This is a genomic window from Micromonospora sp. NPDC049081, assembly GCF_040648835.1.
GTDB lineage: Bacteria > Actinomycetota > Actinomycetes > Mycobacteriales > Micromonosporaceae > Micromonospora > Micromonospora antibiotica.
Genome location: NZ_JBEZEK010000033.1, coordinates 14980 through 27181 on the forward strand (window position 1 = coordinate 14980; position 12202 = coordinate 27181).

The 12202-nt window shown below is 74.2% G+C and carries 9 protein-coding genes; all 9 read right to left on the reverse strand.

The annotated features are described in order from the left end of the window. Positions 1 to 206 precede the first annotated feature (206 nt). A complete protein-coding gene (locus AB0B63_RS29480) occupies positions 207 to 1016 on the reverse strand; it encodes a shikimate dehydrogenase (RefSeq protein WP_208569478.1) in 810 nt (269 codons plus the stop codon). Continuing rightward, positions 1013 to 2248 carry an endolytic transglycosylase MltG gene (gene mltG / locus AB0B63_RS29485; protein WP_357024673.1) on the reverse strand — a complete coding sequence of 412 codons (1236 nt, stop codon included), beginning with the start codon at positions 2246 to 2248 and terminating at the stop codon, positions 1013 to 1015. Before mltG ends, AB0B63_RS29480 begins: the two co-directional genes overlap by 4 nt. Next, a complete protein-coding gene (ruvX, locus tag AB0B63_RS29490) occupies positions 2245 to 2706 on the reverse strand; it encodes a Holliday junction resolvase RuvX (protein ID WP_208569476.1) in 462 nt (153 codons plus the stop codon). Before ruvX ends, mltG begins: the two co-directional genes overlap by 4 nt. Positions 2707 to 2778: 72 nt before the next feature. After that, entirely contained in the window at positions 2779 to 5457 is a 2679-nt protein-coding gene (gene alaS, locus AB0B63_RS29495; protein ID WP_357024677.1) for an alanine--tRNA ligase, read from the reverse strand. Beyond that, positions 5454 to 5759 carry a hypothetical protein gene (locus AB0B63_RS29500; protein ID WP_208569474.1) on the reverse strand — a complete coding sequence of 102 codons (306 nt, stop codon included), beginning with the start codon at positions 5757 to 5759 and terminating at the stop codon, positions 5454 to 5456. The genes alaS and AB0B63_RS29500 overlap by 4 nt, the downstream gene beginning before the upstream one ends. Positions 5760 to 5790: 31 nt before the next feature. After that, on the reverse strand, positions 5791 to 6252 hold the full coding sequence (locus AB0B63_RS29505) for a DUF948 domain-containing protein (protein WP_208569473.1): 462 nt from the start codon (positions 6250 to 6252) through the stop codon (positions 5791 to 5793). Positions 6253 to 6391: 139 nt separating this feature from the next. After that, complete coding sequence (locus tag AB0B63_RS29510; protein ID WP_357024742.1) at positions 6392 to 7081, reverse strand: hypothetical protein; 690 nt, start codon at positions 7079 to 7081, stop codon at positions 6392 to 6394. Between the two features lie 3251 nt (positions 7082 to 10332). After that, positions 10333 to 11829, reverse strand: a complete 1497-nt coding sequence (locus tag AB0B63_RS29515; protein ID WP_208569471.1) for a replication-associated recombination protein A — start codon at positions 11827 to 11829, stop codon at positions 10333 to 10335. Positions 11830 to 11914: 85 nt separating this feature from the next. Continuing rightward, positions 11915 to 12127, reverse strand: coding sequence for a hypothetical protein (locus tag AB0B63_RS29520; RefSeq protein ID WP_067307861.1), 213 nt, complete (start codon positions 12125 to 12127; stop codon positions 11915 to 11917). Positions 12128 to 12202 lie beyond the last annotated feature (75 nt).

Below are 12202 nucleotides of genomic sequence, written 5' to 3' on the forward strand. Positions count from 1 at the left end.
CAAGGTGGCGACAGGACTTAACCAAAGAATAAGGCAGCCGGGGTTGCTTTTCGGCGGGCGAGCAAACGAATGCCGGCTTCCCGAGGTTACGCCTGATTGACCGGAAAGTCGGCGATGCGGTTCGCCGTCATCCTGGCCGCTCCTGACCCGCCGGGCAGGGTCGCGGGGAACGCCCGTCGGACCGGCCGGCCCGACGGGAGAGCGGGTCAGCGGCGGGCCGCCGCCAGCGCCGCGCGCATCGCCTCGACCGGGGCCGGCACCCCGGTGAACTGGGTGAACTGGCCGACGGCCTGGGCCAGCAGCAGATCCAGCCCGGAGAGCACCTGACGGCCGGCGGCCAGCGCCGAGGCGGCCAGCGGGGTCGGCCACGGGTCGTACAACGCGTCGAAGAACACCGTGGACGGTCCCCAGTCGACCCCGTCCGCCAACGGGTCGGCGACCCCCTTCGGCACGGTGGAGACGACCAGGTCGGCACGCAGGTGCGCGGCGGCGTCGGCCCAGGCCACGGGGACCAGGTCCACCCCGACGGCCGCCGCCACCGGCCGCAGCTGCGCCACCGCCGCCGGGCGGCGGGCCACCACGGTCACCGTGGTCACGCCGAGCCCACCGGCGGCGGCCAGGGCGGCCCGGGCGGTGCCCCCGGCGCCGAGCACCGTGACGGCGGCCCCGGCCGGCACCCCCGCCGAGGTCAGCACGGTCACCATGCCGGAGACGTCGGTGTTGTCGGCGTACCAGGAGCCGTCGGGACGCCGTACCAGCGTATTGGCCGCGCCGACGGCGGTGGCGACCGGCGACGCCCGGTCGGCCACCGCGAGCGCGGCCTCCTTGCCCGGCATGGTCACCGACAACCCGGCCCACTCCGACCCCAGGCCGGCGACCAGGGCCGGCAGCTCCTGCGCCCCGCACTCGATCCGGGTGTACGACCAGCCGTCGAGCCCGGCCGCGGCGTAACCGGCGTTGTGGATCACCGGGGAGAGGGAGTGCGCGATCGGCCGGCCGAGCACCGCCGCCCTCACCGGCAGTTCTCTCCGCTCAGCACGCCGTTGGTGCACATCTGGCGTTGCAGGTCACGGAAGTCGGCGTCGGTCGTCCCGTAGCCCATGGTGCCCTTCTTGTCGACGGTCATGAAATAGACCCAGGAGCCGTTGGGCGGGCTCATCGCCCCCTTGAGGGCGTCCTCGCCGGGGTTGCTGATCGGGGTGATGGTCAGCCCGTCCGCGCCGTGCGTCCGGTACGGGTTCTTCGGGTCGTTCAGCTCGGACTGCTTGAGGATGTCGGAATCCTTCGGGTTCTTGCCCTGCAACCGCAGCCAGTAGTTGATCGCGCTGTCGATCTCCAGACACTTGCAGTGGTAGCGGTCGGTGTAGACCCGGTTGTAGATCACCCGGGCCACCTTCGGCATGTCCACGTGGTTGACCGACTCGGCCTGCGCGATCGACGCCGTGATCAGCGCCTCGTACGGGGAGATGCCCCGGTCGGCCTCGACCGTCTCGACGAACTTCATCTCCCCGGTCACGTCGAGGAACTTGTCCACCATCAGCGACAGGATCTGCGGGGCGGTCGCCTTCGGCGGCAGCTCGTAGGTGGCCGGGTAGAGGAAGCCCTCCAGGCTCCGCGGCCCCTTCTTGCCGTCCTTGCGGTTGAACCAGAACTCCGGCACGCCCAACTTGACCGGGTCCTTCGCGGCGGCCTTAAACTCGGCGACCGGAATCTTGGTCTCCTTGGCCAGCAGGTCGTAGATCGCCAGGGTGATCATGCCCTCGGGGATGGTGATCCCGTTGACCACCCGGCTCTTCGGGTCCAGCAACAGGATGAGCGCGTCGGAGGCGCGCATCTCCTTCTTGACCTTGTACCGGCCGACCTGGATGTTCTTGCTGAGCGCGTTGTCGTCGGCCGCCTCGACGAAGGCCTTGGTGCTCTTGACCACACCGGCGTCGTACAGGGAGTTGCCGATGTCGGTGGCCGTGTCGCCCTGCTTGACGTCGACCAGCGCCTCACCGGTGCCCGGGCCGTCGAAGTCCGGCGTGATGAAGTGGCTACGGATCCGGTCGAAGCCGTAGAAGGCCCCACCCCCGATGCCACCCAGCAGCACCAGGGCCATGAACAGAGCGAAGATCGTCTTCAGGTGCCCGCCGCCCGACTTTCCGCCACCCGACGTGCCGTTGCGTCGGCTGACGAAGCCACGCCGGTGCCGGCCCTTCTCCCCCCTCTCCTGCTCGTCGAACCCGAGGTCCAGATCGTCGATCATTCCGTCCGCCTCCGCTGCGCTTCCAGCCAGCTCTGCAGGATCTCGACCGCGGCGGCCTGATCCACCACCGCACGTTGGCGCTTTCCCCGGACGCCACGCTCGGCAAGCCTACGAGACGCGACGACGGTTGACATCCTCTCGTCGGTGAGCGTCACCGGAACCGGCGCTATCACCTCGGTCAACCGGCGCACGTACGCCAACACGTGCTGGGCCGCCGGCCCCTGCCGGCCCGCCAGATTGACCGGCAGCCCGACGACGACCTCGACGGCCTCGTGCTCGGCCACCAGCTGCGCGAGCTGGGCGAGGTCACCGGGCACCGCGTCCGGGCCGGTGGTCAGATCCCGGGCCAGAGTGACCAGCGGAGTGGCCAGGATCCCGTGCGGGTCGGAGCGGGCCACCCCCACCCGGACCTGCCCGACGTCGACACCCAACCGGACCCCCCGGGACAACTCACTCACCGTCGGTCACCCTCCCCGGTGACGAGCCAGGGCGGACCAGCTCTGGTCCGCCCTGGCTCGTGCGCTGATCCGTCACGCGTCGGCGATCGCCTTCTCGACCGTGAGCAGCAGCTTCGGCGCCTCGGCGGCGGGCAGGCCACCACCCTGCGCGACGTCCTGGCTGCCGCCACCCCGACCGGAGAAGGCCGCCTTGACCAGGTCGTTCGCCGCCAGACCACGGCCACGGGCCGCCGCGTTCACGGCCACCACCAGGGACGCCTTGCCGTTCGATCGGGCCGCCACCGCCACCACCGCCGGCCGCGCCGGGTCGATCTTGCCGCGGATCTCCTGGGCCAGGGTCCGCACGTCGTTACCGGCCGCGCCCTCCGGCGCCTCGGTGCCGACGTACGCCACCCCGCCGACGTCCTTCGCCTGCCCGGCCAGCGCCGCCGCCCCGCCCAGCACCAGCTGGGCGCGGAGCTTCTCCAGCTCCTTCTCGGCGTCACGCAGCTGCGTCACGGTCTGCTCGACCCGGTCGGCGACCTGCTCACCGGGCACCCGGAACAGCTCGGCGAGGCGGGACACCAGCAGGTGCTCACGGGCCAGGAAACCGAACGCGTCCATCCCGACCAGCGCCTCGATCCGGCGCACGCCCGAACCCACCGACGCCTCGGAGAGGATCTTCACCAGGCCGAGCTGGGCCGAACGGGCCACGTGGGTGCCGCCGCACAGCTCCCGGGCGTAGTCGCCGACCTCGACGACCCGGACCCGCTCGCCGTACTTCTCGCCGAACAGCGCCATCGCGCCGATCCGCCGCGCCTCCTCCTGGGTGGTGATGAAGGCGTTGACCTCCAGATCCGCCAACAGCACCTCGTTGACCTGCTGCTCCACGTCGTGCAACACGCTCGGCGACACCCCGGTCGGGGTGTTGAAGTCGAACCGCAGCCGCCCCGGGGCGTTCAGCGAGCCCGCCTGGGTCGCCGACTCGCCCAGGAAGTTACGCATCGTCTGGTGCACCAGGTGGGTCGCGGTGTGCGACCGCGAGATCGCCCGCCGTCGGGTCACGTCGATCTCCGCGTAGCCGGTCTCGCCGGCCCGCACCTCACCCCGGACCACCTTCGCCCGGTGCACGACCAGACCCGGCACCGGCTGCTGCACGTCGAAGACCTCGACCTGACCGGCACCGACCGTGATCAGCCCCTGGTCGGGCTGCTGACCGCCACCCTCGGCATAGAACGGGGTGGTGTCGAGCACCAGCTCGACGGTGTCACCCTCGACCGCCGCGCCGACCTGGACGCCACCGCTGAGCAGCGCCCGGACCCGGGACTCCCGGCTCAACTCGCTGTAGCCGGTGAACTCCACCGCGCCACCGTCGTCACGCACCGACCGGTACGCCGACACGTCGGTGTGCCCGGTCTTGCGGGCCTGCGCGTCGGCCTTGGCCCGGTTGCGCTGGTCGGCCATCAACCGGCGGAAACCCTCCGCATCCACCTGGAGGCCCTGCTCGGCGGCGATCTCCAACGTCAGGTCGATCGGGAACCCGTACGTGTCGTGCAACTGGAACGCCTGCTCACCCGACAGCGCCGGCTTGCCCGCCGACCGGGTCTGCGCGATCGCCGTGTCCAGGATCGTCGTACCCGCCCGCAACGTCGACAGGAACGCGTCCTCCTCCGCGTACGCGTACTGCGAGATCCGGTCGAACTCGGCCGCCAGCTCCGGGTACGACGGGGACATGCAGTCCCGGGCCACCGGCAGCAGCTCCGGCAACGCCCGCTCCTGCCAGCCCAGCAGGCGCACCGCCCGGATCGCCCGCCGCATGATCCGGCGCAGCACGTAGCCGCGCCCCTCGTTGCTCGGGGTCACCCCGTCACCGATCAGCATCAGCGCGGTCCGCACGTGGTCGGCGACCACCCGCAGCCGTACGTCGTCCGGGTGCGACTCGCTCGCCACGTGACCCGAGTGCGCGCCGTACCGCTTGCCGGTCAGCTCCGCCGCCCGGTCCAGGATCGGCCGCACCTCGTCGATCTCGTAGAGGTTGTCGACGCCCTGCAGGATCGAGGCCATCCGCTCCAGGCCCATGCCGGTGTCGATGTTCTGCGCCGGCAGGTCACCCAGGATCGGGAAGTCCTCCTTCCCGCTGCCCGGACCCCGCTCGTACTGCATGAAGACCAGGTTCCAGAACTCCATGTAGCGGTCCTCGTCGACCGCCGGGCCGCCCTCGCGGCCGTACTCCGGACCCCGGTCGTAGAACAGCTCCGAGCACGGGCCGCACGGGCCGGGAATACCCATCGACCAGAAGTTGTCCGCCTTGCCCCGGCGCACGATCCGCTCGGCCGGCACCCCCACCGACCGCCAGATCTCGAACGCCTCGTCGTCGTCGAGGTAGACCGTCGGCCAGACCCGCTCCCCGTCCAGCCCGTAACCGCCCTCGGCGACCGGCTTGGTGACCAGGTCCCAGGCCAGTGGGATCGCCCCGGACTTGAAGTAGTCGCCGAAGGAGAAGTTGCCGTTCATCTGGAAGAACGTGCCGTGCCGGCTGGTCTTGCCGACCTCGTCGATGTCCGGCGTACGCAGACACTTCTGCACACTTACCGCCCGCCGGTACGCCGGGGTCTGCTGCCCCAGGAAGTACGGAACGAACTGCACCATGCCGGCGTTGACGAACAGCAGGTTCGGATCACTGATGGCGGGCAGCGGAGCGGACGGCACCACGGTATGCCCGTTCGCCTCGAAATGGGCGAGGTACCGCCGCTTGATCTCCGCCGTCTTCATCGCTGGTGCTCCTCCGGAAAGATCTCTCGGTCACCGATACGCGGGTCCTCCCGCAGCTCGGCGAACTGGTCGTCGAACGCCTCACCCCGGGCGAACGCCTCGTGGATCTCCTGCTCGCGCTCGGCCATCCCGATCCGTACGTCCTCCACGAAGCTACGCAGCGACTCGACCAGACCGCCAGCGGATTCGGACAGCCCACTGGCGATCCCCGCCGGGGTGTACGCCTGCGCGGTCCGGGTGGCCTTGCGGACCACCACCACGCCCACGGCCAGCCCGATGCCGAGCCAGAAAAGTCGCCTCATGTCTCATGCCTCCTGTGCGACCCGGGCCGGGTCAGCGGTTGCCACGCCGGGCGGCGCGACGCTGCTGCTTGATGGTGTCGCGCACCTCACGCTCGGTCTCCGCGGTACGCCGCGCCGAGGCGGCCCGGCGAACGCCGTACCCGAACGCCGCCACCTTCACCAGCGGGTTCGCCGCGGCGGCGGAGACGACGGTGGCCAGGTTCGCCACGTTGGCGGTGACGTTCTGCGCGTGGTTGGTCATCGTGTCGACCTTGGCGAGTTGCAGGTTCACCCCGTCGAGGGAGGTCTGCACCTGCTCCAGGGCGACGTTGACGTTCTTGACCGTGGTGTTCACGTCCCCCAGCAACGGGGCGGTCTGCTCGTTGAGGTCGTTGATCATCCGGGTCGTCGCGTCCACGGTGTGCCGCAGCCGCAGGATCGGTACCGCCAGCACGAGCACCAGCATCAGGAACGCGCCGGCCGCGATCAGCGCAGCGATCTGTCCACCATCCACGCATGTCCTCCTCAAGCAGGGTTCCGGGGCCCGACGCCCCGGAACACGCGACCCGGGTCGCGGCGTGACCCGCACCGGGTCGATCGGGAGCAGGCGGGCCTGCCAGCCCCAGACCCTACCGTCCGTGATGGAAGCCGGCTCAGGATGGTGAAGGTGTCGGGCTGCCGAGCGGATCGTCGGTGATCGTCGGGAACGGGTCCTCACCGGTCAGTGACGGGTCGGTGCTCGGCTGTGGCCGGGTCCGCTCGTCGTCGATCGCGTTGCGGACCTTCACCGACACCAGCGAGCCGGTGCACTCCCCCGCCGCGGGCGGGACCGGGGTGGCCGGCGGTACCGCCGGGTCGCCGCTCGCCTGCGGTGCCGCACAGGTCGGCTCCCGCACCCACAGGTCGAGGGTCAACTCGTCGCGCCGCCAGCAGGTGTAGCTGCCCTTGGCCGGCTGTTCCGGGCACCGGGTCACCTTCCACGGCCGCCAGCCCTGCGCGCGCAGGGCCTGTTCGTAGACCTGGGTGGTCTCCTGCGGCGCGCGGTCGGACTCCACGGTGCGCTCCCGCAGCCGGCAGTCCTGCAGGCACCAGCGGCTGCCACTGACGTTGTCCACCGTCTCCACCGTCGCCCAACCCGGCACGCCCAACTCGTCGAGGGTGCCGAAGACCGGGTCCCTGCTCAAGGTCCGCATCCCGAAGAAGGCCGGGAGCGCCCCGAGGAGCAACGCGCTGGCCAGCACCAGGATTCCCAGCCGCAGGCGACGCCGGTGCCCCGTCCGGCGACGCGGTTCGCCACCGGTGTCGTCGGCGCCGTCGGGCTCGTCCTGCGTGGGCGAACGCAACGGCGCCCCGGCCGACCCGTCCGGATCGGACCGGGCCCCCTGCGGTGGCGTCACCCGGGCCACCCCGGGGCCGTCGACCCGACCGGAGGACGGGCCGGCCGGAGCACCTGCCGGCTCCGTCCGATCGGGGGGACGCACCGGAGGTGCTGCCCGGCCCACGGCGTCCTGCGGGCCGGCGACCGGTCGTCCGCCCGGCGCGGTGGCCCGGGCGACAGCAGCCGCCGCGACGGCCCCACCCGTACCGGCGGGTCGGGCAGCGGACCGTGGCCCGGCGGGCCGGCCGCCGTCCGCGCCAGCCGCCCGATGCGGATCGTCGGTGATGGCGGGCGGGCGGGCGACGCCGGTGACCGGGCCGGTGGCGGGACCGTCCGGGCGGGCGGTGCCGGTGACCGACCCCTCCGCACGGGCGGTGCCCCGCGACGACGTGCCGGGACGGGGTGCGACCGGGTCAGACGCGCCGGGCTTGGCCGCCCTCGGGTCAGGCTGCGCCGCCCTCGGGTCGGACGCGCCCGGTCGGGTCGTCCTCGGGTCGGACCCGCCCGGTCGGGGTGCGCCCGGTTCGGGTGCCCCCGGCTGCGGGGCCGGCGGGGCGGGGGCGTCCGGACGTGGCCCGCCCCCGGCGCGTACCTCGTTGCGGGGCGCGGCGGCAGCGTTCGGACCCGGTGCGCCGAAGCGGGGAGCGCCGGAGGTCGGTGCCGTCGCGGCACCGTCCGGACCGGCGTCGCGGGACGGTCCGGCCGCCGGCGGCGGGCCTGCCGGGCGCGACCCGCCCGGGACCGGCGCGGTACCGGGCACCGGGGCCGAGCCGCCGACCCGGGGGCCACCGGAAACCGGACCGGGACCGGCGGGGCGCGCAGCCCCCGCACCCGGCGGCGTGCCGGGCACCGGTACGGAAGCGGTACCACCGGCCCGGGGGGCGCCGGACCCGGGATCGGAGCCACCGGGACGCGGACCCCGAGCCGGGTCGGGCCCGGGGCGGGCTGCACGGACCGGACCGGGGTCATCGCCCACCGGCCCGGGACCGGCCGGCCGCTCAGGCGGGACCGGCCGTGCCGTCCCCCGAGCCGGCCCAGCCTGCTCCGGCCGGCGCGGGCCAGCCTGCCCCGGCCGGTGCGGGTCACCGTGCTCCGGCCGGCGTGGGCCAGCCTGCTCCGGCCGGTGCGGGTCTCCCTGCTCCGGCCGGCGTGGGCCAGCCTGCTCCGGCCGGTGCGGGTCTCCCTGCTCCGGCCGGTGCGGGTCGCCCGGTCGCCCCCGACCAGCCGGGTCGGCCGGACCAACGCCGCCCGACGGGGTCGGCCGACCACCCGGTGGGGTCGATCGGTTGAGCACCCGCAGGGCGGGGTCGGTGTGTGAGGTGCGACCGGCCTGCCGCAGCCAGTCCGCCGGCCGATCCGGCCGGTCGCCACGGGGCCGCTCGTCCTGGGCGGGACCGGGCGGGACCGGGCGACCAACCGCCGTACCCTCGTCCGGCCGACTCCGCCGGCCCCGCGACTCGTCGATGGGCGGGCGTCCCTGGGGATCGGACTCGTTCCCGGTCCGGACACGCCACTGCCCTGACGGCTCCTCACCGTCCGGGCGGTTCCGCCGCCCCCCGGGCCCGTCGCCGTCCGACCCGGGACGGTGGGCCGCCGGCCCGCCGTCAGCACCGGACCGTCGGCCCGGTGGGGGGGCGATGTCGGTGGGCGGGCGGCGACGCCCGTTGTCGTCGTGGGCAGCCGGACCGGACCGGCCAGTGCCGGGAACGGACGGCGACGGCGGAACACCGGGTGGGGTCGGCGCGGCCCCGGGTAGCGGTGGCGCGTTGCCGGTCAGCGGCACCGCCGGTTGGTCCGGTTCGGCGGCACGACGACGGCCTGCCCGCTCGCCGGCCGGCCGGCCACCGGCATCACGCACGGGGGTGGGCGGTGCCTCGGCACGGCGGACCCCCCCGGCCCGGCCGGGTGCCGCCGTCTCGGGCGGAGGGTTACCGCCCGGCGGGGCCGTCGGGGCGGTACGGGGGCCGCCGGCAGTCGGGTCCGGTAGTACTCCGGCGCCGGTCGGGGCACCCACCCCGGCGCGGGGTGTGCCCGCCGGCTGCGCCGCAGCGGGCGCGGGACCACCGGGCCCGGGGCCGGGCCGGTTCGCCGGTTCGATCGGACCGGGACGTCGCTCTCTCGGCCGGTCGTCCGGCACGGTCCGGCGACCCCGCAGGGAAGGACCATCCGCTGCCGCCGCCCCCGACCGGTCGTCGGGTACCGCCCGACGGCCCGGGGGTGGCCCGGCAGGTGTCGGGGCACCGTGCGAAGGCCCGGCAGGCGTCGGGGCACCGGGACCGGCCCATCCGACAGGTGGTGCCTGACCGGGTGGCACCGGCCGGCCGGGAGCCGCGCCGGGGACCGTCGCCCGGCCGGGGGCCGGGACCGCAGCCCGGCCCGGACCGGAACCACCGGCGGTGGCGTCCGGGTGGGAGGCCTGTCCGGGCCGCTGCGGGCCGGGGTGATCGGCGGACGCCTGGCCCGGCCAGGGCCCGGCACCCGGACGCGGATGCTGCCCGGAGGGTGCGGACCAGCCCGGCCCACGCACCGGTGGGGCAGCCTGGGTAGCGGGGTGTGCCGGCCCCGGTGGTGGTCCGTCGGGGCGGGCGGGACGGGGCGAATCGGTGCCGGCTGACGCCGCCCCGGGCCGGGCGGGGCCGACCGGCGGCAGCGGGGACGGCCCACCCGGCTGCGGCGGGCGGGGGCCACCGGATGTCGGCGTCTCCCGCCGCGGACCCGGTGAACCGGCCGGCGGACCTGTCGGAGGTCCGGACTCCGGTCGGGCGCCCGGCTGCTGCTGCGGCCGAAGCTCCGGCGGGGCCGGCTGTTGCCGGAGAGCCGGCGGCGCCTGCTGCGGCCGGGGATCCGGCGGGGCCTGCTGCAGCCGGGGATCCGGCTGCGGTGGGCGGACGCCGGCCGAGGGGGGCCCGTCGGGACGGGACACCGGCTGACCGACGCGCGGCGCGACCGGTCCCCCCGGGGCGTCCGGCGGGGCGACCGGTCCCCGTCCGGCAACCGGCGGCACCGGGCGGACCGGCGGCACGGGACCACCGTCCGGGCCGAGTTCGGTGCGCTGCTGTTTCGCCGTACGCAGGTCGTCGATCCAACCGAACTCTTCGCCGGCCGGCTCGGGCGGGGTGTCGTCGCCGCCCCGCCCCCGACCCCACCGACGTCCCTTGGCGCGAGGTTCACGCCGCTCGTCGGGACCGTCCTGCGGTTGCTCCCCACCTCGCGATGTCACTGCTGAACCTCCCCGGCGTCGCCGCCGTCCTCATCCGCCCCACCGGCGTGTCCCGGGCCCGACGGGTGACGGCCGTTGACCACCGGCACCGGCCCGTCGGGTCGTGACACCGGGGTGGACAGCCCCCGGACGATCCGGCGCAGCAGGGGCAGCCGGGCGGCCACCGACCGCTCGGCACCGTGCCCGCTGGGCCGGTAGTAGTCGGTCCCGACGAGGTCGTCGGGAGCGTACTGCTGGGTGACCACTCCGCGTTGGTCGTCGTGCGGGTAGCGGTAGCCCGTGCCGTGCCCGAGCCCCCGCGCGCCGGAGTAGTGCGCGTCGCGCAGCCCACGCGGCACCGCGCCGCCCCGACCGGCCCGTACGTCGGCCATCGCCGCGCCGAGGGCCGTGGTGGCCGAGTTGGACTTCGGCGCGGTCGCCAGGTGGATCACCGCCTGGGCGAGGTTGAGCTGGGCCTCGGGCAGGCCGACGTACTCCACCGCGTGCGCGGCGGCGGTGGCCACCGACAGGGCGGTCGGGTCGGCCAGGCCGACGTCCTCGCTGGCGAAGATGACCATGCGGCGGGCGATGAACCGGGCGTCCTCCCCGGCGACCAGCATCCGGGCCAGCCAGTGCAGCGCGGCGTCGACGTCCGAGCCGCGCATGCTCTTGATGAAGGCGCTGGTCACGTCGTAGTGCGCGTCGCCGTCGCGGTCGTAACGCACGGCCGCCACGTCCACCGCCTGTTCGGTGGTGGCCAGGTCGATCCGGTCGACGTCGAGCGCGGTCGCCGAGGCCGCCGCCGCCTCCAGCGCGGTGAGCGCCTTGCGGACGTCACCGCCGGCCAGGCGCACCAGGTGGTCCTCGGCGTCGGTGGCCAGGGTCAGCGCGCCGGCGAGGCCGCGCGGGTCGGTCACCGCACGCCGTAGCAGCGCCCGCACGGCCGCGTCGTCCAACGGCTGGAGGGTGAGCAGCACGCAACGGGACAGCAGCGGCGAGATGACGGAGAAGTACGGATTCTCGGTGGTCGCCGCGAGCAGGGTGACCGTACGGTCCTCGACGGCGGCGAGCAGCGAATCCTGTTGGGTCTTGCTGAACCGGTGCACCTCGTCGATGAAGAGCACGGTCTGCGGGCCGCCGGAGCGGCGCTGCCGACGGGCGGCCTCGATGACGGCCCGGACGTCCTTGACCCCGGCGGTCAGCGCCGACATGGCCACGAAGCGACGGTCGGTGGCCCGGGCCACCAGGTGGGCGATGGTGGTCTTGCCGCTGCCCGGCGGGCCCCAGAGGATGACCGACAGCGCCGCGCCGCCGCCGACGAGCTGACGCAGCGGGGCGCCGGGCGCGAGGAGGTGTTCCTGCCCGACCAGCTCGTCGATGCTCGCGGGCCGCATCCGCACCGGCAGGGGGGCGTCCTGCCCCACCGAGGCGAAGTCGTCGACGCCGACGGTGCCCGCGGGGGCGCTGGGCGCCGCGGCGGGTGCACCGAGGGAGAAGAGGGCGTCGGAATCCATCAGGAAGACAGTACCGGGCGGGGCCGACGACGCCGGAATCGCGCCGTCGGCCCCGCCCGTTCTGATCCGATGCGGTCAGGTGCGGTCAGCCGCGACCCGGCCGACGGCCCCGGTACCACCGGCCGCCGCCACCGCCGCGCGGGCCGCTGCCGACGCCGGCCAGGTAGAGCGAGAGCAGCAGCAGGCCGATCAGGACCAGGGTGTTCCAGTTGAACAGGTCGGGGGCGCCGAAGTTGGTGTTGAGCAGGTCCAGCAGGAGCGCGAAGCCGAAGACGACGGCCGCGAGGATGGCGAGCATGTGTATGTCCTCCGGTAGGGGGTCCCAGTAGGTCGGCCCCGATGTACCCAATCGGTCGACTCGTCAATCTCCACC

Excerpts from the sequence above, each read along its gene's own strand:
- mltG (WP_357024673.1), bottom strand. The coding sequence starts at position 2,248 with ATGATCGACGATCTGGACCTCGGGTTCGACGAGCAGGAGAGGGGGGAG.
- alaS (WP_357024677.1), bottom strand. The coding sequence starts at position 5,457 with ATGAAGACGGCGGAGATCAAGCGGCGGTACCTCGCCCATTTCGAGGCG.
- AB0B63_RS29500 (WP_208569474.1), bottom strand. The coding sequence starts at position 5,759 with ATGAGGCGACTTTTCTGGCTCGGCATCGGGCTGGCCGTGGGCGTGGTG.
- AB0B63_RS29515 (WP_208569471.1), bottom strand. The coding sequence starts at position 11,829 with ATGGATTCCGACGCCCTCTTCTCCCTCGGTGCACCCGCCGCGGCGCCC.
- AB0B63_RS29520 (WP_067307861.1), bottom strand. The coding sequence starts at position 12,127 with ATGCTCGCCATCCTCGCGGCCGTCGTCTTCGGCTTCGCGCTCCTGCTG.